At 53.7% G+C, this 26,982-nt stretch carries 23 protein-coding genes and 1 pseudogene; 16 read left to right on the top strand and 8 right to left on the bottom strand.

From position 1 onward, the window contains the following. Positions 1-76: 76 nt before the first annotated feature. On the bottom strand, positions 77-979 hold the full coding sequence (locus AC6I8P_RS19610; protein ID WP_498031269.1) for a DMT family transporter: 903 nt from the start codon (positions 977-979) through the stop codon (positions 77-79). A 94-nt stretch (positions 980-1,073) separates the two neighbouring features. On the opposite strand from AC6I8P_RS19610, the pseudogene AC6I8P_RS19615 reads away from it, so the two are divergent. The 6 genes and pseudogenes from AC6I8P_RS19615 (at position 1,074) to AC6I8P_RS19640 (ending at position 9,248) form a co-directional block, all read left to right on the top strand. Then, positions 1,074-2,407 (top strand): annotated as a pseudogene (locus AC6I8P_RS19615) (aminotransferase-like domain-containing protein). 474 nt (positions 2,408-2,881) lie between these two features. After that, a complete protein-coding gene (locus tag AC6I8P_RS19620; protein ID WP_136546600.1) occupies positions 2,882-3,868 on the top strand; it encodes an autoinducer 2 ABC transporter substrate-binding protein in 987 nt (328 codons plus the stop codon). Positions 3,869-4,121: 253 nt separating this feature from the next. Next, positions 4,122-5,642: a sugar ABC transporter ATP-binding protein gene (locus AC6I8P_RS19625; protein ID WP_088517486.1), complete on the top strand. Its 1,521-nt coding sequence runs from the start codon at positions 4,122-4,124 to the stop codon at positions 5,640-5,642. After that, on the top strand, positions 5,635-6,624 hold the full coding sequence (locus tag AC6I8P_RS19630; protein ID WP_021508774.1) for an ABC transporter permease: 990 nt from the start codon (positions 5,635-5,637) through the stop codon (positions 6,622-6,624). The genes AC6I8P_RS19625 and AC6I8P_RS19630 overlap by 8 nt, the downstream gene beginning before the upstream one ends. Position 6,625: 1 nt before the next feature. Continuing rightward, on the top strand, positions 6,626-7,579 hold the full coding sequence (locus AC6I8P_RS19635) for an ABC transporter permease (RefSeq protein WP_058758909.1): 954 nt from the start codon (positions 6,626-6,628) through the stop codon (positions 7,577-7,579). Between the two features lie 28 nt (positions 7,580-7,607). Beyond that, positions 7,608-9,248 (top strand): FGGY-family carbohydrate kinase, encoded by a 1,641-nt coding sequence (locus tag AC6I8P_RS19640; protein ID WP_058770441.1) that lies wholly within the window; start codon positions 7,608-7,610, stop codon positions 9,246-9,248. A gap of 55 nt (positions 9,249-9,303) precedes the next feature. On the opposite strand, the gene AC6I8P_RS19645 is transcribed toward AC6I8P_RS19640, so the two are convergent. Further along, positions 9,304-9,711: a Rid family hydrolase gene (locus AC6I8P_RS19645; protein ID WP_021508771.1), complete on the bottom strand. Its 408-nt coding sequence runs from the start codon at positions 9,709-9,711 to the stop codon at positions 9,304-9,306. A 251-nt stretch (positions 9,712-9,962) separates the two neighbouring features. Between AC6I8P_RS19645 and AC6I8P_RS19650 the strand changes: the two genes are divergently transcribed. From AC6I8P_RS19650 to AC6I8P_RS19690, 9 genes are all read left to right on the top strand, one after another. Continuing rightward, entirely contained in the window at positions 9,963-10,901 is a 939-nt protein-coding gene (locus tag AC6I8P_RS19650; protein ID WP_136546594.1) for a GlxA family transcriptional regulator, read from the top strand. Between the two features lie 151 nt (positions 10,902-11,052). After that, positions 11,053-11,868, top strand: coding sequence for an SDR family NAD(P)-dependent oxidoreductase (locus tag AC6I8P_RS19655; RefSeq protein WP_498031270.1), 816 nt, complete (start codon positions 11,053-11,055; stop codon positions 11,866-11,868). A gap of 56 nt (positions 11,869-11,924) precedes the next feature. Next, positions 11,925-12,686 (top strand): SDR family oxidoreductase, encoded by a 762-nt coding sequence (locus AC6I8P_RS19660; RefSeq protein WP_021508768.1) that lies wholly within the window; start codon positions 11,925-11,927, stop codon positions 12,684-12,686. Positions 12,687-12,731: 45 nt separating this feature from the next. Continuing rightward, positions 12,732-13,934, top strand: coding sequence for an MFS transporter (locus AC6I8P_RS19665; RefSeq protein WP_498031271.1), 1,203 nt, complete (start codon positions 12,732-12,734; stop codon positions 13,932-13,934). A 288-nt stretch (positions 13,935-14,222) separates the two neighbouring features. Further along, positions 14,223-15,221, top strand: a complete 999-nt coding sequence (eitA, locus tag AC6I8P_RS19670) for a siderophore ABC transporter substrate-binding protein EitA (protein WP_498031272.1) — start codon at positions 14,223-14,225, stop codon at positions 15,219-15,221. Next, positions 15,221-16,258, top strand: a complete 1,038-nt coding sequence (locus AC6I8P_RS19675; RefSeq protein WP_021508765.1) for a FecCD family ABC transporter permease — start codon at positions 15,221-15,223, stop codon at positions 16,256-16,258. Before eitA ends, AC6I8P_RS19675 begins: the two co-directional genes overlap by 1 nt. Beyond that, complete coding sequence (eitC, locus tag AC6I8P_RS19680) at positions 16,258-17,019, top strand: siderophore ABC transporter ATP-binding protein EitC (RefSeq protein ID WP_477529817.1); 762 nt, start codon at positions 16,258-16,260, stop codon at positions 17,017-17,019. The genes AC6I8P_RS19675 and eitC overlap by 1 nt, the downstream gene beginning before the upstream one ends. Positions 17,020-17,030: 11 nt before the next feature. Beyond that, positions 17,031-18,278 carry an MDR family MFS transporter gene (locus AC6I8P_RS19685; RefSeq protein ID WP_477529816.1) on the top strand — a complete coding sequence of 416 codons (1,248 nt, stop codon included), beginning with the start codon at positions 17,031-17,033 and terminating at the stop codon, positions 18,276-18,278. A 167-nt stretch (positions 18,279-18,445) separates the two neighbouring features. Continuing rightward, a complete protein-coding gene (locus tag AC6I8P_RS19690) occupies positions 18,446-18,832 on the top strand; it encodes a VOC family protein (protein WP_477529815.1) in 387 nt (128 codons plus the stop codon). 114 nt (positions 18,833-18,946) lie between these two features. Here the strand turns inward: AC6I8P_RS19690 and AC6I8P_RS19695 are convergent, their stop codons facing one another. Genes AC6I8P_RS19695 through AC6I8P_RS19710 form a run of 4 tightly spaced genes read right to left on the bottom strand, consistent with a single transcriptional unit; the run spans position 18,947 to position 23,230 of the window. Further along, entirely contained in the window at positions 18,947-21,046 is a 2,100-nt protein-coding gene (locus AC6I8P_RS19695) for a peptidase domain-containing ABC transporter (protein ID WP_058776193.1), read from the bottom strand. Further along, a complete protein-coding gene (locus AC6I8P_RS19700) occupies positions 21,039-22,313 on the bottom strand; it encodes an HlyD family secretion protein (RefSeq protein WP_211725614.1) in 1,275 nt (424 codons plus the stop codon). Before AC6I8P_RS19700 ends, AC6I8P_RS19695 begins: the two co-directional genes overlap by 8 nt. Before the next feature lie 48 nt (positions 22,314-22,361). Beyond that, entirely contained in the window at positions 22,362-23,006 is a 645-nt protein-coding gene (locus tag AC6I8P_RS19705; RefSeq protein ID WP_104093504.1) for a CPBP family intramembrane glutamic endopeptidase, read from the bottom strand. Further along, positions 23,003-23,230: a hypothetical protein gene (locus AC6I8P_RS19710; RefSeq protein WP_104093505.1), complete on the bottom strand. Its 228-nt coding sequence runs from the start codon at positions 23,228-23,230 to the stop codon at positions 23,003-23,005. The genes AC6I8P_RS19705 and AC6I8P_RS19710 overlap by 4 nt, the downstream gene beginning before the upstream one ends. 1,263 nt (positions 23,231-24,493) lie before the next feature. On the opposite strand from AC6I8P_RS19710, the gene AC6I8P_RS19715 reads away from it, so the two are divergent. Further along, a complete protein-coding gene (locus AC6I8P_RS19715; protein WP_058775537.1) occupies positions 24,494-25,261 on the top strand; it encodes a GntR family transcriptional regulator in 768 nt (255 codons plus the stop codon). Between the two features lie 11 nt (positions 25,262-25,272). On the opposite strand, the gene AC6I8P_RS19720 is transcribed toward AC6I8P_RS19715, so the two are convergent. Then, positions 25,273-26,142 (bottom strand): N-acetylmannosamine kinase, encoded by an 870-nt coding sequence (locus tag AC6I8P_RS19720; protein WP_348879498.1) that lies wholly within the window; start codon positions 26,140-26,142, stop codon positions 25,273-25,275. After that, positions 26,139-26,837: an N-acetylmannosamine-6-phosphate 2-epimerase gene (locus AC6I8P_RS19725; protein WP_348879500.1), complete on the bottom strand. Its 699-nt coding sequence runs from the start codon at positions 26,835-26,837 to the stop codon at positions 26,139-26,141. Before AC6I8P_RS19725 ends, AC6I8P_RS19720 begins: the two co-directional genes overlap by 4 nt. Between the last annotated feature and the right edge of the window lie 145 nt (positions 26,838-26,982).

The following is a 26,982-nucleotide window of genomic DNA, read 5'->3' on the forward strand; positions in this document are numbered from 1 at the left end:
GATCGTCGCATGTCGTGGTCCACTTTTTGGTCAACGTGGACACTTTACATAAATCCAAACGACAGGAGGCTAAGACCTAATGTGCAAACCTGCGCGAGCCAATGACACAAAGGATTACGCCCAGCGTTATGAAAATCATCATCGGACTTACCGTTTCAGACAGTAACGTTGCTGAAAGTCCGAGACCAAAGAATGGCTGCAGCAACTGTAATTGTCCCACAGCGGCGATGCCGCCCGCAGCCAGTCCCCTGTACCAGAAAATGAAACCAATCAGCATACTGAATAGCGATACATATCCCAGTGAAAGCCACGCCTGCAGGCTTATTTCGCCAATGCGCTCCGGCAAGGTCTCCAGGGTGGCAACAAGCATCAACGGCAGGGAAATAATCAGTGCCCAGCAGATAACCTGCCATCCTCCCAATTCACGCGAAAGCTTTGCACCTTCGGCATAGCCGAGGCCACACACAATCACGGAAGCCAGCATCAGAAGATCGCCGGTTACTGATACAGAACCTTTCTGGAGTAGGGCAAATCCCATCACCAGCAGGCTGCCGGCGACTGAAAAAATCCAGAAAGCCAGCTTGGGCCTTTCGCCTCCTCTGACAACGACGAAAATAGCCGTCGCCATGGGTAGCAGACCGAGGAAGACAATAGAGTGAGCCGAGGTAACGTGCTGCAGCGCCATGGCTGTCAGAAGAGGAAAACCAACCACTACACCTGCAGCAACGACAACCAGAGAAATCAGCTGATGCCGCTGAGGACGAGCCTGACTTAAAAAGAGAATCAGCATAATGGCCAGTACACCGGCAATTGAAGCGCGAGAAAAAGTCAGAAAAAAGGGATCCATTTCCCGCACTGCTATGCGTGTTGCGGGCAAAGAGCCACTGAAGATGATCACGCCGGTCAGCCCGTTCAGCCAACCTGATTTCAGGCCAGAATGTGTATTTTTTACCCTGGTAACTGTCACAACAGACCTCATTAAGTTCGATAAATGATTTAACAGATAACGTTGACAGCCCCCATGCTAAGTACCAGCATTCAGGACAATCAAATAATTGTCATAGATACAATTCATGAAAGCTCGATACAAAGTCATCGTGGATGAATTCGCTTCCGCGATACGAACAGGCGCGCTCCTGCCGGGCGCCCGCCTGCCTACCCACAGAGCGCTGTCGGCTGAAAAGCACGTGTCACTGGCAACGGCTACCCGCGTTTACGCTGAGCTGGAAGCCATGGGGCTGGTGAGCGGAGAAACCGGAAGAGGAACATTTGTCAGGGAAATTTCGCTGCCCGCCGGGCTGGGTTTGGATCAGTACGCAGTGGCGTCTGACGTGCTCGATCTGAACTTCAACTATCCTACGCTACCGGACCAGGCGGAACGGTTACGCCAGGCAATGCGACAGCTGGCCACATCTGGCGATCTGGCTTCACTGTTGCGTTACCAGCCGCACGCTGGCAGGCAAAGCGACAGGGAGACAATCGCGTTATGGCTCAATGCCTCCGGCATGACCGCGTCTGCTGATGAGGTTTTGATTGTAAATGGCGCGCAGCACGGTCTTAGCGTTGCTGTTATGGGGCTGCTGAAACCCGGGGATGTGGTGGCTGTAGATGCTCTGACCTATCCTGGCTTCAAAGCCCTGGCCAGCCTCTATCATCTGGAACTGGTGGCGATACCCACTGATGCCAGTGGACCGGACCTGACGGCATTCAGGCAAATCTGCCAACGCCGGCGCCTGCGCGCGGTATATACCATGCCAACACTGCATAACCCGCTTGGCTGGGTTATGAATGATGCCCAGCGCAGGGAGCTGGCCCGGATTGCCAGAACGTTCGATCTTCTTATCATCGAAGACGCGGCCTATGCATTTCTTGTCCGTCGTCCACCGCCGCCGCTTGCCACTTATGCGCCCGAAAGAACCGTTTATGTTACCGGTTTTGCTAAAAGTGTTGCCACTGGCCTGCGCGTCGGTGCCGTGGTGTGTCCCGCTGAAATGAGAATCGCCCTGGAGCGAGCCATCAGGGCAACGACCTGGAATACTCCCTCCCTCATGGTTTCGATTGTCTGCGACTGGATTAAAGATGGCACACTTAAACGCTTTGAGGCGCTGAAAAGACGGGACGCGCGTCACCGGCAGGCGCTGGCGCGGAAATACTTGTGAACTGTGAATGGGTAAGCCATGACGACTCTTACTTTATCTGGCTATCACTTCCTAAGGAAGTGAGGGCTGACAGGCTTGTTTACCGATTGATGCAGCAACATATCTCTGTTTCCACAGCAGAACCCTTTAGCACCTCAAACTGTGTGCCGCATGCTATTCGTCTGGCTCTTGGCTCAGTCACGATGAATCAGCTGAGCGAGACCCTGGCGAAAATTAAAGAGGCTATTGAGTATGAGATTGATCTTTGAGCGCTGTCCGCTCCTCGCTCATAAGGAACCATAGCTGCGTGCATGCCCGACCTGCCTCTGGTGTGGATGTGGCTTACATCATGCCCGAGCATCTGCACAGGCAGTGCAAAACCTCTTCGCCTGCTCCCGTGACGCTGTTCACAATCCGTGCAATTTAAAAGACATCGCGGTGACTTTGCAGTCATAAAACCCGTTGCGGAGTGTTTTAAATGTAACATTATTGTTAATTTTTGGGTGTTTTAATGTTGCAAAATAGCAGCGAAAGCCATCATAAAGTTCAAAATCGTGCCATAACCTTCTCTTAATTAACCTTTATATAACATAGATAGCCATCCAATTTAACATTTATGGGCTTTTCTCACATTTCCTTCACATCTGCGCGAAAACCTATGTACGGGTAAGTTAATCTCTGAGCGTGAATTAAATAGCAACCGCCTGTTCCCTATATCAGAACCTCATCAGAAAGGTACCAAAATGAAATTTAACCTCGCATTAGTCAGTGCATGTGTGGTTTCAGCGTGCATGTTATTCACAACACCTTCATTCGCTGCCAAACCTTACGATATCGCCGTGGTGGCCAAAGTTACCGGTATTCCGTGGTTCACCCGCATGGAAGTCGGCGTAAAAGAAGCCGCACAGAAACTGGATGTCAACGCCTATCAGGTCGGCGCCTCGACGCCCGATCCGGCCCAGCAGGTCAAGGTGATTGAAGATCTGATTGCCAAAAAAGTTGACGCCATCATTGTGGTGCCAAACGATGCCAAAGTACTGGAGCCGGTACTGAAAAAAGCGCGCGACCAGGGCATCGTGGTATTAACCCATGAATCGCCGGACCAGCAAATTGGTCAGTGGGATGTTGAAACCATCGACAGCCAGAAATATGCGCAAGCCAATATGGACGAGCTGGCAAAAGATATGGGTGGCAAAGGCGGTTATGCCATTTATGTCGGCTCTTTGACCGTGCCATTACATAATGCGTGGGCCAATGCGGCAATCAAATATCAGAAAGAAAAATACCCGGACATGCATGAAGTCACGTCACGCCTGCCGGTGGCAGAAAATATTGATAAATCATACTCCACCACGCTGGATTTAATGAAAACCTATCCTGATCTGAAAGGGATTATCGGTTTCGGCTCGCTCGGTCCGATCGGTGCCGGCCAAGCGGTTCAGCAGAAGCGCGCGAAAAATAAGATCGCGGTTGTCGGTATCGCTATGCCGGCTCAGGCTGCGCCATATCTGATGCGCGGTGACATCAAAAAAGTCCTGCTGTGGGATCCAAAAGATGCCGGTTACGCCCTGGTTTCGGTTGCCGATCAGCTGCTGCAGGGTAAAGAAGTCACTAAAGACCTGAGCATTGAAGGTCTGGGCAAAGCCGACGTCGATATGGATAAGAAAGTGATTCGTTTTAATAAAATTCTCGAAGTAACGCCAGAGAATGCGAAATCACTTGGCTTCTGATCAGAACGTTTAACACCTTAATTTAACGGAGATAGATTATCTCCAGCGCCACACCAGGCAAATAGAAACAGATACGGCGTTGTATGTTGTGCTGTATCTGAACTTCTACTCAGAGATTGAAAACATATACCCTGAATAATTCGCGTCAGGCGCGGCGAAAGTCAGTGAAATTCGATGAGATATAAATGATTCGGATAAGCGAGCATCGCCAACACCCGGCTGGAAATAGGATGGGCAGGCTTAAGGATCTATGATGAATACGCTCAGCACGTCCCCCGCCAATGCTGAGGCCTTTATCAGCCTCGAAAAAATAAGTAAAAAGTTCCCCGGCGTATTAGCACTGGATAATGTCAGCCTGACGCTGAATAAAGGTGAAGTGCATTGTCTGGCCGGGCAGAATGGCTGCGGCAAAAGTACCATAATTAAAGTCATTTCCGGGGTTTATCAACCGGAAAAAGGCGCGGCCATCACGCTGGACGGAAAACTCTTTCATACCCTGACGCCACAGCTGTCTTCTTATTACGGCATTCAGGTTATTTATCAGGATTTGTCGTTATTTCCCAATCTGTCAGTCGCCGAAAATATCGTTATTCACCGCTATTTACCGGGCGGTGATTTCTGGGTACATCGCGAGTCAATGCGCAAAAAAGCGCTGGCGGCGATGCAACGGGTCGGCGTTGCTCTGGATCCGGATCGTAAAGTTGAAAAGCTGTCGATCGCTGACCGCCAGTTAGTGGCAATATGCCGTGCCATCGCTGCTGATGCCAGTCTGGTGATTATGGATGAACCGACAGCGTCACTGACCCGCAGCGAGGTTAATGGTCTGCTGCGGGTGGTGAATGAACTCAAAGCCGCCGGTATCTGCGTGGTGTTCGTTAGTCACCGTCTCGATGAAGTGATGGAAGTGGCCGATCGTATCAGCGTCATGCGCGACGGCAAACTGGTCGGCACCTATCCGGCCAGTGAACTCGACAGCCATGAACTGGCGTTCCTGATGACCGGGCAGCGTTTCACCTATAGCCATCTGCCGCACCGGGCGCCGGCCGATGTAACGCCACTGCTGGAAATCAGCCAGCTGAGCCGCAAAGGGCAGTATCACAATATTTCGCTGTCGCTGCGGCAGGGAGAAATCACGTCGATTATCGGCCTGCTCGGTTCGGGCCGCACGGAACTCTGTCTGAGCCTGTTTGGCATGAGCCAGCCGGACAGCGGAGAGATCCGCATCAACGGCAAGGTGGTGAAATTCCACTCTAACCGCGACGCCATTCGTCACGGCATCGCCTATGTGTCGGAAGACCGGCTGACACAGGGGCTCATCATGGATCAATCCATTTATGACAACACGCTGGTGTCGATTTTCGACAAGCTGCATACCGGCGCCGGATTGATGGATCACCGCAAAGCCGCGGCGGTGGTTAAAGACCTGATCCGTGACCTGAATATCAAAGTCCCGGACAGCAGTTTACCGGTTAAAACGCTCTCCGGCGGCAATGCCCAACGTATCGCCATCGCCAAATGGGTGGCTACGCGGCCCCATATCCTGATCCTCGATTCACCAACGGTAGGGGTGGATATTGCCAATAAAGAAGGCATTTACCGCATTGCCCGCGATCTGGCGGAATCCGGCATGGCGGTGCTGATGATTTGCGATGAAATCCCGGAAGCGTATTACAACAGCCATCGCGTGCTGGTGATGCGCAAAGGCGAACTGGTAGCGGAGTTCGCGCCGCACCAGAGCAGCGAAGCGCAGATTGCGGAGGTGATTAATGGGTAACAAATCGCTATCGAAACTGTTTACCCAGCACGAATTCTGGCTGGGATTACTGGTGCTGCTGCTGGTGGTGGGTCTGAGCGCCAGCAGCAGTGAATTTATGACGCTGGGTAACCTGACTGACGTCGCCACCAGCTATGCCATTCTGGGCATTCTGGCCTGTGGACTGTTTGTGGTGCTGATTGCCGGCGGCATCGACATCTCCTTTCCCGCCGTCACCTCCATCGGTCAGTATGTGATGGCGAGCTATATCATTCATCACGGCGGCAGCTTTCCGCTGGCGTTTGCCATGTCGATGGGGATTGGGTTGTTGCTCGGCCTGGTCAACGGTTTTCTGGTGTACTGGCTGCGCGTGCCGGCCATCATTATCACCATCGCGACGCTCAACCTGTTTTACGGTTTGCTGGTGTATCTGACTAACGGTACCTGGTTGTACGGTTTCCCCGACTGGTTTATGAACGGGATCAGCTGGTTCTCCTTCACCGCCGCCGACGGTTACGACTATGGCCTGACCCTGCCGCTGCTTTGCCTGCTTGGGGTGATCATCGTTACCGGCGTCCTGATGAATCGCACCCGCGTGGGCCGCCAGATTTACGCCATGGGCAGCAACCGTGACGCCGCATCGCGTCTTGGTCTGAACATCCTGCGACTGCATTTTTACGTTTACGGTTTTATGGGATTGCTGGCGGGTATTGCTGCCGTGGTACAGGCGCAAATTACCCAGTCGGTGGCACCTAATTCCCTGCTCGGTTATGAACTGACGGTGCTGGCGGCGGTGGTATTAGGCGGCACCAGCATGACCGGCGGGCGCGGCTCGCTAACCGGCACCATTCTGGGCGTGATGCTGCTGGCCTTCCTGCAAAATGGCATGACCCTGCTGAGCATTTCATCTTACTGGCATCAGGTGTTCAGCGGCGCGATCATTCTGGTCAGCATTAGCAGCACCGCGTGGAACGAAAAACGCAAACTGGCGAAGGGGATGTGACATGACGACGTTAAACCGATTCTTCCCCGGCGACCGCATCATCCGTTTGCAGTTGCTGATCATCGTGGCCGTTGCCGTGCTGTTCTCCTTTACGCTGGGTGGCAGCTTTTACAGCGTCGGCAATTTCCAGTCGATCTCCTCGCAGTTACCGATTCTGGGCATGCTGGCGCTGGGGATGGGCATTACCATGCTGACCGGCGGGATCAACCTTTCGATCATTGCCGGTGCCAACGCGTGTTCGCTGGTGATGGCGGCGATTCTGGTGGCGCATCCTAACCAGCCGGAATATGTCGCACTGGCGCTGCTTGCGGGTCTGGGTGTGGCGCTGGTGATTGGGGTGCTCAATGGCGCGCTGATTGCCTTTATCGGGGTTTCACCGATTCTGGCGACGCTCGGCACCATGACGCTGATCGCCGGGCTGAATATTCTGCTGACCAACGGCGCGGTCATTTCCGGTTTCCCGCCGGTAATTCAGTACCTCAGCAACGGCAGCCTGCTGGGTATTCCGGTCGCCCTGGTGTTATTCCTGCTGGTGGCGCTGCTGCTGTGGGTGTTTCTGGAACACACTACGCTCGGCCGCAGCCTGTATCTGATGGGTTCCAGCGAGCAGGCGACGCGGTTCAGCGGGGTCAACACGCATAAAGTCACCATCGCGGTGTACGTGCTTTCAGCTCTGCTGGGGTGGGGCGCGGCACTGCTGATGATGTCCAAATTTAACTCGGCACAGGCTGGCTACGGCGACTCCTATTTGCTGGTGACCATTCTGGCCTCGGTGCTTGGCGGCATTAACCCTGACGGCGGTTTTGGCCGGGTGATTGGGCTGGTGCTGGCGCTCATCGTGCTGCAAATGCTGGAAAGCGGCCTGAACCTGATGGGCGTCAGTAGTTACCTGACCATGGCGCTGTGGGGTTGTGTCCTGATCCTGTTTATCGCTCTGCAAAACAGAAAATCATAAGCGAAAGCTTTTCAAGAAAGGAAAGAACATGGCGAGTTATTTTATTGGCGTCGACGTAGGAACCGGCAGCGCCCGCGCGGGCGTCTTCGACATGACTGGCCGTATGCTCGGCCAGGCCAGCCGGGAGATCACGCTCTACCGCCCGAAAGCTGATTTTGTTGAGCAATCCTCTGATGAGATCTGGCAGTCCGTGTGTAATGCGATTAAAGACGTGATCAGTCAGGCGGATATCAACCCGATTCAGGTGAAAGGCATCGGTTTTGACGCCACCTGTTCGCTGGTGGTGCTGGATAAAGAAGGCAAACCGCTGACCGTCAGCCCGACCGGGCGCAGCGAGCAGAACATTATTGTCTGGATGGATCACCGCGCTATCACGCAGGCAGAACGCATCAATGCCACCGGCCATCGCGTGCTGGAGTTTGTCGGCGGGATTATCTCGCCGGAAATGCAGACCCCCAAACTGCTGTGGCTGAAACAGCACATGCCGACCACCTGGAGCAACGTCGGGCATCTTTTCGACCTGCCGGATTTCCTCACCTGGCGTGCCACCCAGGATACCACGCGTTCTTTGTGTTCTACCGTCTGCAAATGGACCTATATCGGCCATGAAGACCGCTGGGATCCGAGCTATTTCCGCCAGATTGGCCTGGAGGATTTACTGGAAAACAACGCGGCAAAGATCGGCAGCGAAGTGAAAACCATGGGTGAGCCGCTGGGGCATGGCCTGACGCAGCGCGCCGCCGCAGAGATGGGGTTAATGGCGGGCACGGCGGTCAGCGTTTCGATTATTGATGCGCACGCCGGCAGCCTCGGTATCCTCGGTGCCAGCGGCGCATCCGGCGAATCAGCGGATTTTGACAACCGCATCGCGCTGATTGGCGGCACGTCCACGGCCCATATGGCGATGTCGCGCAGCGCGCGCTATATCGGTGGCATCTGGGGGCCGTACTATTCGGCGATTTTGCCGGATTACTGGCTGAACGAAGGCGGACAATCCACCACCGGCGCGCTGATTGACCATGTGATTCAGTCGCATCCGTGTTATCAGGATCTGCTCAAGCAGGGCAAAGACAGCGGCAAAACCATCTATGAAGTGCTCAACGGCATACTGCGCAAGATGGCGGGAGAACCCGAGAATATTGCCTTCCTGACCAAAGACATTCATATGCTGCCTTATTTCCATGGCAACCGCTCACCGCGTGCCAATCCGACCCTGACCGGCACGCTGACTGGCCTGAAACTGTCACGCACGCCGGAAGACATGGCGCTGCATTATCTCGCCACCATTCAGGCGCTGGCGCTTGGCACTCGCCACATTATCGAGACCATGAACCAGAGTGGTTACTGCATTGATACCATTATGGCCAGCGGGGGCGGCACTAAAAATCCAATCTTTGTGCAGGAGCACTCCAACGCGACGGGCTGCGCGATGCTGTTGCCGGAAGAGAGTGAAGCCATGTTGCTCGGCAGCGCGATGATGGGCACCGTGGCGGCGGGCGCGTACGACTCTTTGCCCGAAGCGATGGCCGCCATGAGCCGCATCGGTAAGACCATCACGCCGCAGACCAACAAAATCAAAGAGTATTACGACCGTAAGTACCGCGTATTCCATGAGATGTACCATGACAGCATGAAATACCGGCAGCTGATGCAGGGAAAAGTCGAATAATTGCCGAAGAAGCAGGGCTGTAATCACAGCCCTGTGACGTAAGCGGCGGTTGCGGTTATTTTTGCCCATCCGCCTGAAGCACCCTTTTCGCCACAATCCGCATTTCCACCAGGGCGTTTTCCGGAATGAACTCTGACACGCCGATGGCAGACCATGCCGGGTAGGGGGCTTTGATATACACATCTTTGACCTTAGAAAATACCCCGATGTGTTTTTTAAGATCGATATGAAAGGTGGTCATCTCCAGTATATGTTCATAGTCCAGTCCGGCAGCGTTTAAATACACACCCAGCTTATAAAACGCATCATGGAATTGTTCTTCAGGGTGGGTACTTATCGGTTTGTCTTTCCGCGCTGCCGTCACCCCGGAAAGATACAGGGTGCCATCGGCTTCGATAACGGGAGAGAAGTGCCAGTCATGGTAATAGTGCTGAAATTCTTCAGGAACGATCGATTTTTTCATGGTTTTTTCTCTGATTGATGACCTGGGCAATGGCCGCCTGTTTAAAATCGTATGCCTGGCGAACTGCCCGATCGGGTACTCTTAACATAAAACGGCGCAGAAGATCCGCAGCAGGTCGGTGTCATCGCCTTTTTTATTTTTCCGCAGGTGATACCGCTGAACGAAATCGGGTTATTGTCATCGCTCACCCTGCTTAAGATCAGGCCGGACACAGTGTGGCAGACGGTGCCGGACGACTGAAGGAGACGACGATGCACCGGGTAGGTTTACTGATTTCCGATGATTTTCAGGTTCTGGGATTATCCACGCTGAGCATTTTTGAGTTTGCCAATCAGGTCAGCGGCGAACCGTTTTATCACTGCACGGTTTATTCAGAGCACGGTGGCACGGTGCAGTCCTCTGCCGGCTTCGGCGTCGACAGCCAGCCGATTCATGCCGACCTGGAAATGGATACCTGGCTGGTCGCGGGCGTGATGGCGCCGCTGGAGCTGCCGGCCACACCGGGTATCGTTGATTTTCTGCAGGCGCAGGCTCCCCGTGCCCGGCGGGTGGCCGGGATCTGCACCGGCGCGTTCGTGCTGGGTCAGGCCGGTCTGTTATCGGAGCGCCGCGCCACTACGCACTGGGTACATGCCCAGAGTCTGCAACTGCTGCACCCGACGACGCGGATAGAAGAAGACCGCATCTTTATTATTGACGATCACATCTGGACCTCGGCGGGACTCACCGCCGGACTGGATATGGCGCTGGGAATGGTGGAGAAAGATCTCGGTACCGAAGTGGCGCGCAGCGTGGCACACCTGCTGGTCATGCATCACCGCCGCTCCGGCGGACAGACGCAGCACTCTGAGATGCTGATGCTCTCTCCGCGCAGCGACCGGCTGCAGTCGGCGCTGGAATATGCGCGCAACAATCTCAACAAAGCGCTGACCATCGAAGACCTTGCGGATGCGGTTCACCTCAGCGCGCGGCAGCTCAGCCGCCTGTTCCGTTCTGAGACGGGCAAGTCGCCGGCCAAAGCCATTGAGGGATTACGACTGGAAAACGCCCGCTTGCTGATCGAGCAGAGCAGGCTACCGATGGAGGTAATAGCCCGTGAATCCGGCTTCCGCGATCGTCGACATATGCGGGAAGTGTTCATTCGCGGTTACGGCATCCCGCCGCAGTCGCTGCGTACCGGTAAAGCCTGACGCGCGCTGTCCCTCCTGAACGCCCTCTGATTATGATGGCCGGCATCCCGGTCATCATGTTGTCCGAAATCACGACCTTTCTCGTCAGCCGCGCCGGTGCGCGACTGCGTACTATGAATTCACCAACCCGATAACTGACAAGGTGAATATCATGACGCAGCAGACACACACCAACCGCGGCACTGCCGTTGTCACCGGTGCCTCTACCGGTATGGGCGCACTGTACGCCGGCCGCCTGGCACGTATGGGCTATGACCTGATCATCGTGGCCCGCAATCACAACCGTCTGAACCAGCTGGCTGAACACATCACCACCGACAGCGGTCGCAGCGTGGAAGTCATCACCGCGGACCTGGCCGATGCCGCACAGCTGAACGCGCTGGAAGAAAAGCTGCGTCAGGACGCGAGCATTACGCTGCTGGTGAATAACGCCGGCATCGGCACCCATACCCCATTGCTGGACAGCGACGTGGCGCAGATGAACGCCATGATTAACCTCAACGTCATCGCGCTGACCCGCCTGACCTATGCGCTGGTGCCAGGCATGGTGGCGCGCGGACGCGGCGCCATCATCAACATCGCCTCGATCGTCAGCATTGCGCCTGAGCTGCTGAACGGTGTTTACGGCGGCAGCAAGGCTTACGTGCTGACGTTCAGTCAGTCGCTGCACCATGAACTGGCCGGTAAGGGGATTCAGGTGCAGGCCGTACTGCCTGGCGCTACCGCGACGCCGTTCTGGGATAACGGCGGTCTGCCGGTTGACCAGCTTGACCCGAACATCGTCATGAGCGCGCAGGAGATGGTTGATGCGGCGCTCACCGGCTTCGCCCGCGGCGAGCTCATTACCATTCCGTCCCTGCAGGACGAAGCGCTCTGGACCCGCTATGAGCAGGCGCGTCAGGCCATGATGCCGCACCTCGGCAGCGACGCGCCGGCTGAACGCTATCGGCCCGTCTCTGTGCACTGAACGCCCCCTTATTCAGAATCGCAATCCTAATAACTGTCCCATTAAGGAATCAGATCATGAAACTGACCGATAACACCATCTTCATCACGGGCGGCACTTCTGGCATCGGCCGCGCAATGGCAGAAAAATTTCATCAGCTGGGCAACCAGGTGATTATCTCCGGACGCCGCGAGGCGCTGCTGCAGGAAGTCACCGCCGCCAGTCCGGGCATGGACTATGTGGTGCTGGACGTCACGCGCGCCGACAGCATTCAGGCCGCCGCACAGAGCGTGCTGGAACGCTATCCGGCCCTGAACGTGGTCATCAATAATGCTGGCATCATGCCGTTTGATAATGCGGCGGGCGAACTGGATGACGCGCAGGCGGTGACGCTGCTCAACACCAACATTCTGGGCCCGGTGCGCGTCAGTGCAGCTTTCATCGAACACCTGAAGCAGCAGCCGGACGCGGTGCTGATTAACAACAGCTCGGTGCTGGCCTTCCTGCCGCTGGCGACCAACGCACTTTACTCGGCCACCAAGGCCGCGATTCACTCCTATACCCTGTCGCAGCGCTTCCTGCTGCGTGATACCGGCGTGCAGGTCATCGAAATTTCACCGCCGTGGGTGGATACCGATCTGATTTATAAAAGCGGCGACCCGCGCGCCATGCCGCTGGACGCCTTCATCAGCGAGACGTTTGAAAAGCTGGGTACCGACACCATCGAAGCCATTGTCGACCGCGTGCTGCCGGTGCGCGATAACCCGGGCGCGAACGAGCATACGCTGGTGAATCAGTTCAACCAGTCCGTGGCGGATAACCCGATTCCTGTTCAGTAAACATTTCAGGGGCAGCGCCCCTGAAGTTTATGCCGGAGAGACATAATGAACGCTGTCATCACCTCTTCCCAGCGCCGCGCGCTGCGTGCGCTGAGCATTGCCTACTTCGTACAGGCTACCGGCGCGCTCTCTGTGGCTGGTAGTCTGCCCGCCATATCCGCTGCCTGGCAGCTGACTGATGCGCAGAGTGCGCGCTTACTGAGTGTTTTCGGACTGACCTTCGCGCTGGCGGCTCCGCTGGTACAGGTGCTGTTTGGTCACCTGCGCCGTCGCCGGCTGGTGCTCACCGGCATTGCACTGTTTAGCCTGGGCGCCTTCGCGTTTGTGCTGTCGCCGGGCTACAGCGCACTGCTCGCCTCACGCATCCTGATGGGGGTCGGCGCCGGGTTCATCGGTCCGGTGCTGGTTGCGCTGGGCTCTGAGCTGGTCCAGGAGCAGCAGCGCGGTCGGGCCATCGGCATGGTGCTGCTCGGAGTATCGATGGCAAGCCTTGCCGGTATTCCGCTCGCCGCCTGGGTAGCCAGCCTGTGGGGTGCGAAAGCCCTGTTTGTGCTGGTCGGATTGCTGAGTCTGCTGAGCGGGCTGAACATTTTGCTGACGGTGCCGGATGACAGTGCCGGGACGCGCATCCGCCTGCGTGAGATGGCCGGCGTGCTGGCCGATGGCAAATACCTGACGGCTTTCCTGGTAGTGTTTTTTATTACTTCCGGCGTTTACAGCTTTTACGCTTTTATCGCGCCGCTCATTCGCGACACCTACACTGGCGGCACGCATGCGGTCTCCGCCGCGCTGGCCGTGCTGGGCGTTGCCGGGGTGCTGGGCAATCTCTGGGTCACCCGCGCGGCGACACGCTTTACCGCTGAGAAGCTGCTGCTGAGCGGCATGACGCTGCTCATCGTCGATACGGCGCTTATCGCCGTGCTGCCGAAAGCGCTGGGCGTGCTGCTGGCGGCACTGGTGGTCTGGGCGTTTGCCACCGATCTGCTCTGGCCCAGCCAGCAGCGCCGGATCGTCGAGCTGGCATCAGTCCGCCATCGCGGCATTGCGCTGGCGCTGACCAGTGCCTTCATGTTTGGCGGTATCGGCTTTGGCTCGGCGGTCGCATCATGGATATATCCACTGGCCGGCTTTTACGGGCTGATCGGCATGTCGGTGGCCTTTATTCTGCTGGCGATGGTCAGTCTGCAGCTGTCAGAAAAGCGCAGGCAACCGGTAAACATCGCTGAGTGCGGTCAGCGTCAGGCCTGAATCGGTGGACGCCGCTTACCGGTGCCGCGAAGCGAATGCTGTCCTGGCACGCTCTGCGCATTAAACGTGTGACGTCAGCGGGGAAGGGGACCGGCTGGCTGCGGACAGGCTTTTACAGAACGTCCGGTATGCGATCCCGGCAGGCCCATGACGATGATAACTCAGGGAAACAATCTCCCGTTGACACCTTAAAGTGCCCATTGTATAAAAGCCCGCTTCGTTAATGAGTTTCATTTGCATTAAAGCGGCGCGGGCTTCTCAAAACAATATCAATGGGGATAGGGGTAAATGAAAAAGGTCATCTGCACGTTATGTTTGGTGTTTGCATCGGTTAGCTCTGCGCTGGCCACCACCTATCCTCTCACGATTGAAAACTGCGGCTATAAAGAGACCTTCACCAGGCCGCCTGAGCGCGTGGTGGCGCTGGGGCAAAATACCGCAGAAATTTTGCTGCTGCTCGGCCTGCAGGACAAGGTCATCGCCAGTGCGTTCTGGCCGACTAAAGTGTTGCCACAGCTGGCCGAACAGAATGCAAAAATCAAAACGCTAACGGTAGAAATCCCCACCCTCGAATCCGTGCTGGCGCAAAATCCGGACTTCGTTCCTGCCCAGACGCCGCTGCTGCTGGGACCCGAGAGCAAGGTGGCAAAACGCGAAGATTTGATCACCCTTGGCGTGAACAGTTATGTGTCGCCAGGAATGTGCGCTACCAAAAAAGCCGCAGGGGATATGTATGGCAGTCGCCAGCAGCTGTGGGATATGACGTACCTGTATCAGGAGATTCAGGACTTCGCCAAAATTTTCAACGTGGAAGATCGTGGCCAGGCGGTGATTGCCGATTTCAAAAAGCGTGAAGCGGCACTGCGTCAGGAGTTTGGTAGCAGCAAGAAAGATCTCTCGTTCGTGTTCTGGTTCTCAAGCTCGTCACCGTCTGCGGATGCCTATGTGGGCGGTAAAAACAGTCCATCCGGATTCATCGCCAGCGTGCTGGGCGGGCACAACGCCATCACGTCAGAGACCGAATGGCCGACGGTCAGCTGGGAGAGCATCATTGCTGCCAATCCGGATGTGATCGTGGTCTCCAGTCTCGATCGCAATCGCTGGGCGCTGGATAAAGCCGAAGAGAAAATCAAATTCCTGAAAAGCGATCCTGCCGTCAGCCAGCTGGATGCGGTAAAAAAAGGCCACATCGTGGTGATGGATGGCCAGGCCATGAACCCGACCATCCGCACTATCTACGGAGCCGAACAGGTGGGTGAGCAGCTGAGAAAACTGGAACTGAACTGATGACTATCGCTGTTGTTCAGGCGCGACAGGGGCTGTTCCTGACCGCCTCGCTGGTGGCTGCCGTGGCGTTATTATTGCTGGTGATTGCGACCGGTGTCAGCGTCGGAGAACTGTCGATCCCGCTAAAAAGCGTCTTTTATGCCATTAGCAATAAAATGGGGCTCACGCACGTTCCCCTGAGCCGCATCTACGAAAGTGTGATTTGGGACTTTCGCCTGAGCCGGGCGCTGGTGGCGGCATGCTGTGGCGCCGGATTGGCGATTTGCGGTGCCGTTTTGCAAAGCCTGCTGAAGAATGCGCTGGCTGAGCCTTATGTGCTCGGTGTCTCTGCCGGTGCCTCCACCGGGGCGGTTTCTGTCGTGGTGTTGGGCATCGGCAGCGGGGCCGTCTCGCTGTCGGCGGGTGCCTTTGCCGGCGCCTTCACCGCCTTTGCCTTTGTCGCTTTTCTGACGAAAGGGGCGCGCGGCGGTAATGAACGCACCATCCTGGCCGGCGTTGCGGCTTCCCAGCTGTTTAATGCCATCACCGCTTACACCATCAGCACTTCTGCCAGTGCGCAGCAGGCGCGCGATGTGATGTTCTGGTTGCTGGGCAGCTTCAGTGGCGTGCGCTGGCCGGAACTCCAGCTGGTGCTGGTGGTAGTGACGATCGGACTGGCCATTTGCCTCTACTATTCCCGGGCGCTGGATGCGTTCACTTTTGGTGACGATGCGGCTGCCTCGCTGGGTATTGCGGTGCCTCAGGTGCGCCTTGCGCTCTTTATCACCACCGCGCTTATCACCGCCACCATCGTCAGCATGGCCGGTTCGATAGGTTTTATTGGCCTGGTGGTGCCGCATGTTATGCGATTTTTCTTTGGTCCGCTGCATCGCACGTTGCTGATTGCCAGCGCATTGGCCGGTGCCATTCTGATGGTGCTGGCAGATATCGCGTCGCGCCTGCTGATTGCCCCGCAAAGCCTGCCGGTGGGCGTGGTGACCGCGCTGGTTGGCGTGCCGTTCTTTGCGGTGATTATCTGGCGTTCGGGGAATAAATAATGAGTATCTCCGCTGACAACATTAGCTGGAAGGTTGGAAAAAAGGTCATCGTCGATAACGTATCGCTGCACATTTCCCGTGGTGAAACTGTCGGGCTGATCGGTCCAAACGGCTGCGGTAAATCTTCCCTCCTGCGCATCCTCGCCGGCCTGCGGCGCCCGGATGCCGGCAATGTGACGCTGGACGGGCAAAATATCGCCCGCATCGCCCGCAAACAGCTTGGCCGCCGGGTGGCATTCGTCGAGCAGCACGGCATGACTGACGCCAACATGCGTGTGCGCGATGTGGTGAAACTGGGGCGCATTCCGCATCATTCGCCATTCTCTAACTGGAGTGCGCACGATGACGAGACTGTGACGGCCGCTCTGCAGCGCGTGGACATGCTGGAGAAAAGTGAGCAGGGATGGCTGAGTCTCTCCGGTGGCGAACGTCAGCGTGTGCACATTGCCCGCGCACTGGCGCAAACGCCGAGCGAAATTCTGCTGGACGAACCGACCAACCATCTGGATATCCATCACCAGATGCAATTAATGCAGCTGATCAGCGAGTTACCGGTTACCAGCATTGTCGCCATTCACGATCTCAACCACGCATCGATGTTCTGTGATTCGCTGATCGTGATGCAGAACGGTCAAATCATCGCAACCGGCACGCCGCAGGATATCCTGACCGAGGCGCTGCTCTGGGAGGTATTCCGGGTGAAAACCAAAATTGAGATCTCCCGTTTCCATGGCAAGAAGCACATTCATTTCATTCTTTAGGGTCAGGTAGCATGCTTCCGTTCTCGCTGCGTCCTGTCTCTACCCTGCGCCCGGGCGTTTTGCTGGGCAGCCAGTTTGTTTTCAACATTGGCTTTTACGCGGTCGTTCCCTTTCTGGCGATATTCTTACGCGATGATATGTTGCTCTCCGGCGGCGTTATCGGGCTGATTCTGGGATTACGCACGTTCTCCCAGCAGGGGATGTTTCTGCTGGGCGGTGCGCTCTCTGACCGTTACGGCGCAAAGATCATTATCCTGTGTGGCTGTCTGGTCCGGATTGCGGGTTATCTGTTGCTGGCACTGGGGCAATCGCTGTGGCCGATCATTCTGGGTGCCTGTCTGACGGGCATCGGCGGTGCGCTGTTTTCTCCGTCAATTGAAGCGCTGCTGGCCAAAGCGGGAACGCAAAGCGAGGCCAAAGGCAAGCGCGGCCGCGCGGAGTGGTTTGCGCTGTTTGCGGTGTGCGGCGAACTCGGTGCCGTACTGGGCCCGGTGGCTGGCGCACTGCTGACCGGATTTGGTTTCCGCCAGGTGGCGCTGGCAGGGGCCGCGGTCTTTGTCATCGCGCTGATGGTGTTGTACATTTTTCTCCCTGCTACAGGTAACAGCAAACAGGCGCTAAAAATTGTCCCCTGGTGGATGACCTTCCGCCAGCCGCGTTTTGTCGCTTTCATCGTGGCTTACAGCTCGTGGCTTTTGAGCTACAACCAGCTGTATCTGGCGTTGCCAGTGGAGATCCGGCGGGCAGGCGGCAGCGAGAAAGATCTCGGCCCGCTCTTTATGCTGGCCTCGGTGTTGATCATCGCTTTTCAGCTGCCGCTGGCGCGCTTTGCACGACGCGTGGGAACGGTAAAAGTTTTACCGGTGGGTTTTTTGCTGCTCTCCGCCGCGTTTGCCAGCGTGGCCCTGTTCGCGTCAACCACGCCGCCTGACGGCTGGCTGCGATTGATCCCTGCGGTGTGTCTGGTGACGTTTTTGACATTCGGCCAGATGCTGCTGGTGCCGTCGGCCAAGGATTTGATTCCCCGGTTTGCCGACCCCGCGACGCTGGGTGCACATTACGGCGCCCTTGCCACCGCCGGCGGCTTCGTGGTGCTGGCCGGAAATTTAATGTCTGGACCGCTGCTGGACAACGCGCTTGTCCCTTCAACGCAGGCTGTTTATCCCTGGCTACTGCTGGCGCTGTTTCCCCTGTGCAGCGCCGTTGCGATGACCGTGATTTGTCGCCCGCTGCGCAGGGTGCCGATCGGGAAAACCTGAAACCGTTGCTGCCATTCGGGTTATACCGCCGCGGTGCTGTAGCCTGACGCGCACAACGCGGGCAGGGCAGGTTGCGCTGGCTCTCATCGACAAATGACCAGCCCGATCATGTGTAAACTCTACCTGGTTAACAACACCCAGAAAAACGTTTTCAGGAGTCAAGCCAGATGTTTACGCACATGCGCATTGCCAGACCCGTCTCCCAGCTTGAACGATCGGTTCTGATGTTTAGTCAGGGACTGGGTCTGCAAAAAATTGCCGAATTCCACGATCACGACGGTTTCAATGGCGTGATGCTGGGGCGAAAAGACCTCGACTGGCACCTCGAATTCACTTGCTGCCCGGGACATCCCGTTAAGCCCTCGCCAACCGAAGACGATCTCCTCGTCCTCTATTATCCGGATGAAAATGCATGGAAGCAGGCATGCGAAACCATGATTGACGCGGGTTTTAAACGGACGAATTCTTTCAATCCTTACTGGGATGTGAGTGGGCAAACCTTCGTTGATCCCGACGGGTACCGGGTGGTGATGCAAAACAGGGCGTGGGGCTAGAGGGGACCGACCAGTGCGGCATTGCTGGTTGTATCTGTCTGCTTTTAATCTAAGCAGACATGATAAATGACGAAAAGCACCATGAATCGTTTTGTTGACGATATCCGGCTGCGATTAATCCAGAGTAATAACTTTGTCAGCTGAGGCGATCGTACTTTCCCTGTGCGCGACAATGATTCTGGTAATGCTGAGCTCTCTGATTGCCCGGTTCACCATCGCTTCACTCTCATTATCCAACGCACTTGTCGCCTCATCCAGAAACAAAATTGATGGTTTTTTATAAAGTGCTCGCGCAATGAACAGGCGTTGCTTTTGTCCGCCAGAAAGCCCTTCACCCAACTCGCCTATAAGAGTTTCATAACCCATCGGCATACGCATAATCACCTCATGAATGTAGCTGGCGCGGGCGCATTCTTTCATCCAGACTTCATCAGCCTCGTCTGCAAAACTACAGATATTTTCCCTGATTGAACCACTGAACAGCTTGTCATGCTGCATGACACAGGCGATCATTTTATGGTAGTTATTGATTCCAATCTGCTGAATATCAACACCCTCTATCTCTACTCTTCCGCTGTCGGGGGTAAATAGGCCGCATAATATTTTAAGTAACGTAGATTTCCCTGCCCCGGAAGAGCCCGTGATTGCCACGCTCTGCCCCGGCAGGATTGAGATATTCATTTTACGAAATATGTAAGGTGACTGAGTGTCGTAACGATAGCTAATTTCATGGGTCTCCAGTCCTAAAGGCTTTAACCCTGTTTCGTAATAGCGGTCAGGTTTATGATTTTCTCGCGGATTTAGTGCAATATCGGCAATGCGTTCATTATGCAGGCTCATCATGCGCAGCTGTAATACAAACTCCGTCAGTGAACTGATGCGATCAGAGAATTGTCCCCGAAAAGCACCGAATGCAACAAACATTCCGATAGTCATTTGGTTATCGATAACCTGACTCGTACCCAGCCAAAGCACAGTAATTTGATCGCAGGCAATAATCAATGTGTTGATACCGCCAAACAGCATGTCCATTTTAGTAATGCGAATGCTGGTATTAATTGAGTCAATTTCAAGGTTTAACCAGTGGGCGGCGCGACGCCGTCCCATTCCCTGTATTTTTACAGCGGCAATGCCGTATAACGTTTCCATAAAGTAAGAACTGGCACGAGCTTCTCTGACAAGTGATTCTTCTGACAGCTGTCGGTAGCGTCCATAAGTTAGCAGGCGCAGCAATACATAAAGGACGGTAAATGCCATCACAATCCAGGTCAGCCATCCACCATAAAGCACCATCATAATCACCACTCCAATGACCATGATACTGTCCATGATGGCACCGACTATACTGGTGGTGAAAGTGTTGCGCAGCGTATCCAGTGAGCTAAACCGTGACTGGATATCACCCATCTTACGTCGCTCAAAATAGCTGAGCGGCAGACATAACAGATGACTGAAGAGGCTGGATTGCCACTGCACGTTTATAAGCGTTGCCATAATTAGTGCTGACCAGGCGCGTACCATACCGACTACGGCCCTAAGCAGGATGAAAAAAATCAGTCCGACGCAGATTACCGTCAGTAAACTCTTGTCTCCTGCCGGTATGGCATGATCCATTACCAGCTGTGTACCGATCGGCATTACCAGATTGATGGTTTCAAACACCAGCGACAGACAAAATATTTTACCGAGCGCTCGCTTTAGACCGTGTACGCTGCTAATAAGGGATCTGAGGCTAATTTTGTTGAGGACGTTTTCGGCAGTAAAATTACTCCCAGGACAGGCTTCCAGCGCCACACCGGTAAAACTCTGCGAAAGTTCTTTAAGGCTAACCGTCCGCCGTCCGCGCGCCGGATCGTGTAGCACCATGCGATTGTTCCTGGCGCTGACCAGCACTACAAAATGATTAAATTCCCAGTGTAAAATGCACGGCATCTTCAGAGCCCCAATCTCGTCGATGTCGAGCGAAAGAGGGCGGGTTTTCATTCCCAACTGTTCAGCCATATCCGTCAGTCCGGATAGCGATGTACCGCGAGATGACAGATTAAACTGTTGCCTGAGCGCTATCAGGTCCACATTCTTGCCATAATGTCCGCAGATCATTGCCAGGCAGGCAAGGCCACATTCAGCAGACTCGGTCTGGTGGATCATCGGCAGTCGGTTGCGTAACTTTATTTCCAACTTCGCGACCAAAGTTTTAAAGGTCATTCTATTCATTGACTGGTCCTGAAGTACTGACCTTCATATCGTAGAAGGGGGCGATCATCCATTGATAGATTTTCCTTTTCTCCAGAAACATTGTGCTCTGCGCTTGAATGCCATTTTCCAGGCGCAGCCGTTTTCCGACATACCTGACTTCCTGCATTTCAGGCCTGACGATGACCTTGTAATAGGGAGCAACAGTGGTTAAAGCGGATGTGGGAGCGCTTCGGTAGCTGTGCATTTCCTGCAGCGATGCAGGCGTTCTTGTGATAACAGAAACCGTGCCGGCAAACTGGCCGAACTTCTCTACCGGGAAAGCCTCATAACGAATATTGACCCGGTCACCGGGATTAATATAAGGAATGGCGTTATCAGGAACCCAAAGCACCAGAGCGTAATATTCTATTTTTTCTGGAGTAATCTGTAGCAGGCTATCACCCGGATTAACCATTTGTCCCACTGTAACGCTCAGCGAATCTATACGACCAGCGGCTAGTGCCCGCACGATAATGGTGTCATCGGCATCAATACGGGTTCGCTCTTTTTGAAGTTCAAAGCGCTGTAGTTCCATCTGATAGATTTGATTGTCAAAATCGGCTGCCTGAGTATGGATCTGACTATCCAGTGCCGTTATCTGAAGAGAATTATTATCATTTTGAACTGACAAACCGAGAAGACTGTTCTGTTGCTGGTAATAAAGAGCTACCTGGCTAATGAGTTGTTCTTTGTTTACGAGTCCAAGTTTCTGATACTGGCGATAGTTATCCATATTTTCTTTCATGATACGGAGCCCTTCCTGTGCGCGACGAAGAATATTCGTAGAGTGCAGGAAGGCTGAGATGTATTGCTCTTTTTGCTTTTCTAACATATCCAGCGTAGCTTTCTTATTGCTTTCCAGGCGGCTGACTATCTGTGAAATTTGGTTAAGCTGGTTGTCAATATCCCTGCGTTCATTTTCGCTTATGACACCGTTACGCGTACTTTTGCTTACATCAATTTGGTATACGGGCGAGCCTGCCTCAACTGATTGCCCTTCGTGAACGTATCGTTTTACAACTGTACCCTGAACACCGGAGTAGAGAGTTGCAGCGCGGGGATAAGTCGATATCTCACCTGAGACGTTGATCCTGCGGCTATAGGTTCCGGCGATAATGAAGGTCAATAATGCTGCAGTAAAAAAGAAACACAGGCTCGCCACTGCCCAAAAAGGGATTCCGGGAAGCAGCAGTGTCCGGCCCCGCAATCTCATCCTCTGATAATCAACCGCCTCCCTGCGAAACAATGTCATCTCCTTATAAAAGTATGCTATATGGTGGGAACCCTTTGTCATTTAACTGCCGAAAATATAGCTTTTATTTATGATGATACAATTCATCAGCGCATGTAGTATGACTGGCAATAATAATCCCTTTGACCGAACTCTCGCTGCTGTAAGCGTTAATGAAACAAAAAAAAGAATGATTAATGGCTTGTAGCCTGAATACTGAGTATGTAAAACGGCGAAGATCAGAGAGGATAAAATTGCCGCAGGAAATTTTGCTTTGAGAAAAATGGTCAGTGATCCGAATAGCGCACCTCTGATTGCAATTTCCTCATAAACAGGCGCCATTAAAATATAAGATATTTGTATAAAAATAAAGGTGATTGCAGGCAGGATTGTCTCAGAATGACTGTCATAGATTTCTTCTTGGAAGAACAGTTTTGGGAGGATGAACTGTATAGTCAAAATAATGGATAAATAAAGGATGAAATCTTTCAGGATGAAAGTTCCCACCCCAAAACCCTCTTTCTCTCTCAAAAATAAAAAATAAAGAGGGGTAATAACCAGGATCTCCACCGTGAACATCAATGGGAAAAACATACCAGACACGATCGACATCATTCTTAATTTTTCAGGCAAAAGCAGTGGAGCCCCGGTAAGAATAACCATAACAATAAAAACAGATAAGAATAAATATCCATCTTTTTTGTTCATTTAATGTTACCATGTGCTTTTATATCACCTTTGAATAAAATCTTTATAATCTTACCGCCTAGCAACACAAATGATATTAATGAGCTGATAGTGATGACTAACCTGGATAACTCAACGGGAGGTTTAAAGGTGTTGAATCCTGGGAGGATACCTGCGCCACTGAGAAACAAAAAGCCAGTCATTATTGATAAAAATAAAATAAGATTTTTTATGATAAATTTCAATTAATCCTCCTTAATACCCGCCGCAAAAGAAGCGGCGGGTGAATATTTTTAACGGCTGCAGGAGCCACCCATTCCACCTGAGTTACAGCTTCCAGAAGAGCTATTATTACCAGAGTTATTTCCACCGTTACCGCTTCCTGTAAAGCAGCCGCCAGCAAATGCGCCACCTGCTATGCCCAATGCTACACCACCGATTCCCCCGGCTGCACCGGAAATAGCTCCGCCAATAATACCATTATTACAATTTACCACGCCCGATTCATTATATCGGGGATTACCATTGGATCCTGAACTCGAGCCACCAGTTATTACTGGTGTTGTTACGCCCTGAGCTATAGGAGGGATCGTTACGGCCGCCGGCTCCAGATATTTCGTCTAAAAGGTCTCTTGCGATTACTTTCATAAATAACTCCTGTTTATGGCTGTGGTGAGCTTAATAACAAAACATTGCCAGACAAACAAATACACCGTGAGTAATTTACTTTCAACTTTTTTATTTTTATGAAAACCAGACAAAACTGGTGTGCTTTTGCTAAGTTATCTTTTTAGTAATTTTATCTGGCGTAATTGAATAACGTTTCTGTTTAACGGTTTCCTGTTAATTCATAATTTCACGGTTTTATAAGAAAATTATTTCTTTTGCTTACATGTGGTTCCTTAGATTTTAATCAGTTATTTGATTTATCACTCATTTTTAGAAATATATACTGCTATACATTCCCTTCTGTTACCGGCGTTTTCTTAACATGTAACTGGAAGATAAAATCTATTTTTTGGGAGACCATGACTATGAATAAGGGCGCAATTCGTACCATTTATGGCGCTCGCCGTATATGGGCGCTGCGGCAATAGGGGGCAGGACGGGAAGGCTCGCTTACCGCCGGATCGCTGAGCGCTAAGGTGGGTGCCATGCTGCAGGTTGAAGTACTCATCCGCGGACTTACGGCGCTGGGAACCCGTATTCAACGGCAAGCCAGCAGACGGCCACTGCGACGCTGCCTATGCTGTTTTAAGTCATCAGTCGCATCATTAACTGAAATGTCTGGCCTGAATCCGGCAGGTCAAACTGGTAGTTTTTCGACCTTTCATTTTTCTTCAGGAATGCCGGGATCTTCTCGCGGCCCCTCATCATTGCTGCATCCTGGTAAAATAACGCGAACCATACCAGAGGATACCAGTTTTGTTAAAACGGGAGTTTCATCCCTATGCCAGCAGGTAAACATCAGGTATCTTTGAACTCTCATGAGGAAGGGACGGCTGAGCATGGATACGAAATTCATCGAGACACTGAAAACTTACTGTGACGATACAAATCGTGCCGTCGGCCCGCTGTATCTTCGCCTTGAGAAAGGTTTTCGCGACATGATCACCCGCGGTGATTTGAAAGCCGGATACGCGATTCCAAGTGAACGCGAGCTGTCCGAACAACTGAACCTGTCTCGCGTGACGGTGCGCCGGGCATTGAGCGAACTGGCGAATGCGCAGATCATTATTCAGCGACGCGGTGCACGCAGTACGGTCGCTGGCAGAGTCGAAAAGCCGCTGTCTTCGCTGACCAGTTTCAGTGAGGACATGATTTCACGTGGCTATCAACCAGGTGCCCAATGGCTTGAGAAAGAGCTGACGCACGCATCGCCTTCGGAAATCATTGCGCTCAACCTCTCTCCTGGCGCACTGGTTTGGCGTCTGAAGCGCCTGCGAACTGTCGACGATCGTCCGATGGCCGTTGAAATTGCGGTTGTGCCACAGACGTTTATTCCGGATATGAATGAGCTAAAAGATTCCCTGTATGCCGTGTTTCAGTTACATGGGTTCATGCCTGCTCGGGCGCTTCAGCGTATTCGTGCAGAACCGCTAAACCGCGAACACAGCCATCTGCTGGATATGCCAGCGCACAGCCCGGCATTACACGTAGAACGCCACTGCTATCTGGAAGATGGCCGACCGATTGAATACACCCATACCTGGTACCGGGGCGACAGTTACGACTTTCTGGTTGAGCTACAGCGAGATATCTCGTCGGGCCAGTAAACCAGTGCCATCTAATTGCGCTGTGCCCAGTCAGCAGCGCCCAGTAAACCGGCATCACCCTCGCCCAGTGCTGCCGTCACGGGCAGGTTGAACAGTGCCGGGAAGGCCTGAAGTGCGTTATTAACCCGCGCTATCATGCCTTCTGCCAGACCTACGCTTCCACCCAGCACCACCTCCTGGATGTCCACAACCATGAGCGTATCGGCAATGGCCTGTGCTACAGCCGTGGCTGCGTTATCGAGGATCGCACTGGCCTGTGGTTCATCTGCCGCCAGGGAAAACAGTTCGCGGCTGTCGATCCGGCGGCCAAAAAGTGCCGTGGCCTGGCGGGCAAGAGCAGTGCCTGAAGCGATATGTTCCAGACAACCCGTGCGTCCACAACCACAGCGCCCTGCGTCCGGATCCAGCGGTGCAACGCTTACCGTCGCATGCCCGATATGTCCGGCCAGTCCATGCGGACCAATCCGTAGTTTCCCGTCGCAAATGAGGCCACCTCCGACCCCGGTAGAAAGGGTAATGAAAAGCAGATCTGTACGATTATGCTGGCGTGGAAGGTACTCTCCCCATGCCGCAGCCTGCGCATCATTGAGCATGATCACCGGACAGTTAAACTGCTTCTCCAGCACTTCGCCCAGCGCAAAACCTTTCCAGAAGGGGATGGTGTTGAGATTAACCGACCATACGCGGCCTTCGCGCAAATAACCCGTTGCGGCAACAGCCACGCGCTCAACTGGATAGTCTGATTGGGTGACCTCGCGTAACGCCGCCAGAAAACCCGCCTCATCATGCTGCATGGGTACCTGCCTGCGAGCAATACATTCCTGCCCCTCAATCCATGCAGCGGACAGCTTTGTCCCGCCAATGTCCAGCGCCAGTATCATGCCGTTGTTCTCCCCTTAATCACGTCAGCCAGTGCTGCTTTGTACCAATCAGTGATGTGCTCGACGCGGGTGATGGCAGATCCGACCGTTACTGCAAACGCACCTGCTTTCAGCGCTGCCGCGGCGTGAGCCGGCGTGCGGGTACGGCCTTCCGCCATTACACGATAACCGCGAGCTGCCAGCGCTGAGATGAGTTCAAGGTCTGGTCGATCCATCGGCTGATCGGCAGTTTCATCGGTATAACCTGAGAGGGTGGTGCCAATAAAATCAAAGCCCATCTCAGCGGCAGCAATGCCATCTTTCAGTGACGAGCAGTCGGCCATAAGTAACACATTTGACTGACGGCCAAGCTTATAGAGCTCTGTAACGGGAACCGGGCGCTGACGATCGGTAGCATCCACTGCAATAATGCTGGCTCCGGCAGCTATCAGATCAACAACGTCTTGCAGGAAAGGTGTAATGCGCACCGGCGAATCATCCAGATCACGCTTCACAATACCAATCACCGGGATTTCCAGCGACTTAGAAACCTGCTTCACGTTCTCCACACCTTCGATACGCACGGCACCCGCGCCTGCCAGTTCTGCGCTACGCGCCATCGCGACCACGATGTCGACGTGATCCATTGGCCCATCAGTTACGGGCTGGCACGAAACAACCAACTGATTTTTAAGTTTATTCACATCGAGCGTCATCTTCCGTTCCTGTTGGTTTTGCAATTACCCATCAGATAACCACAATAATACCAGATCTGTAAATTGGTATTTTGAAGACATACTTCTCGCACCGTGATGGTGCTCTGATTTTGACCAAGAGCACCATGATCGTGCTGGACAGCAG

This window comes from gamma proteobacterium symbiont of Lampromicra miyakona (genome assembly GCF_059730895.1).

Coding starts and splice junctions, on each gene's coding strand:
- AC6I8P_RS19610 (WP_498031269.1), bottom strand. CDS start 979: ATGAGGTCTGTTGTGACAGTTACCAGGGTAAAAAATACACATTCTGGC.
- AC6I8P_RS19620 (WP_136546600.1), top strand. CDS start 2,882: ATGAAATTTAACCTCGCATTAGTCAGTGCATGTGTGGTTTCAGCGTGC.
- AC6I8P_RS19625 (WP_088517486.1), top strand. CDS start 4,122: ATGAATACGCTCAGCACGTCCCCCGCCAATGCTGAGGCCTTTATCAGC.
- AC6I8P_RS19630 (WP_021508774.1), top strand. CDS start 5,635: ATGGGTAACAAATCGCTATCGAAACTGTTTACCCAGCACGAATTCTGG.
- AC6I8P_RS19635 (WP_058758909.1), top strand. CDS start 6,626: ATGACGACGTTAAACCGATTCTTCCCCGGCGACCGCATCATCCGTTTG.
- AC6I8P_RS19640 (WP_058770441.1), top strand. CDS start 7,608: ATGGCGAGTTATTTTATTGGCGTCGACGTAGGAACCGGCAGCGCCCGC.
- AC6I8P_RS19645 (WP_021508771.1), bottom strand. CDS start 9,711: ATGAAAAAATCGATCGTTCCTGAAGAATTTCAGCACTATTACCATGAC.
- AC6I8P_RS19650 (WP_136546594.1), top strand. CDS start 9,963: ATGCACCGGGTAGGTTTACTGATTTCCGATGATTTTCAGGTTCTGGGA.
- AC6I8P_RS19655 (WP_498031270.1), top strand. CDS start 11,053: ATGACGCAGCAGACACACACCAACCGCGGCACTGCCGTTGTCACCGGT.
- AC6I8P_RS19660 (WP_021508768.1), top strand. CDS start 11,925: ATGAAACTGACCGATAACACCATCTTCATCACGGGCGGCACTTCTGGC.
- AC6I8P_RS19665 (WP_498031271.1), top strand. CDS start 12,732: ATGAACGCTGTCATCACCTCTTCCCAGCGCCGCGCGCTGCGTGCGCTG.
- eitA (WP_498031272.1), top strand. CDS start 14,223: ATGAAAAAGGTCATCTGCACGTTATGTTTGGTGTTTGCATCGGTTAGC.
- AC6I8P_RS19675 (WP_021508765.1), top strand. CDS start 15,221: ATGACTATCGCTGTTGTTCAGGCGCGACAGGGGCTGTTCCTGACCGCC.
- eitC (WP_477529817.1), top strand. CDS start 16,258: ATGAGTATCTCCGCTGACAACATTAGCTGGAAGGTTGGAAAAAAGGTC.
- AC6I8P_RS19685 (WP_477529816.1), top strand. CDS start 17,031: ATGCTTCCGTTCTCGCTGCGTCCTGTCTCTACCCTGCGCCCGGGCGTT.
- AC6I8P_RS19690 (WP_477529815.1), top strand. CDS start 18,446: ATGTTTACGCACATGCGCATTGCCAGACCCGTCTCCCAGCTTGAACGA.
- AC6I8P_RS19695 (WP_058776193.1), bottom strand. CDS start 21,046: ATGAATAGAATGACCTTTAAAACTTTGGTCGCGAAGTTGGAAATAAAG.
- AC6I8P_RS19705 (WP_104093504.1), bottom strand. CDS start 23,006: ATGAACAAAAAAGATGGATATTTATTCTTATCTGTTTTTATTGTTATG.
- AC6I8P_RS19715 (WP_058775537.1), top strand. CDS start 24,494: ATGGATACGAAATTCATCGAGACACTGAAAACTTACTGTGACGATACA.
- AC6I8P_RS19720 (WP_348879498.1), bottom strand. CDS start 26,142: ATGATACTGGCGCTGGACATTGGCGGGACAAAGCTGTCCGCTGCATGG.
- AC6I8P_RS19725 (WP_348879500.1), bottom strand. CDS start 26,837: ATGACGCTCGATGTGAATAAACTTAAAAATCAGTTGGTTGTTTCGTGC.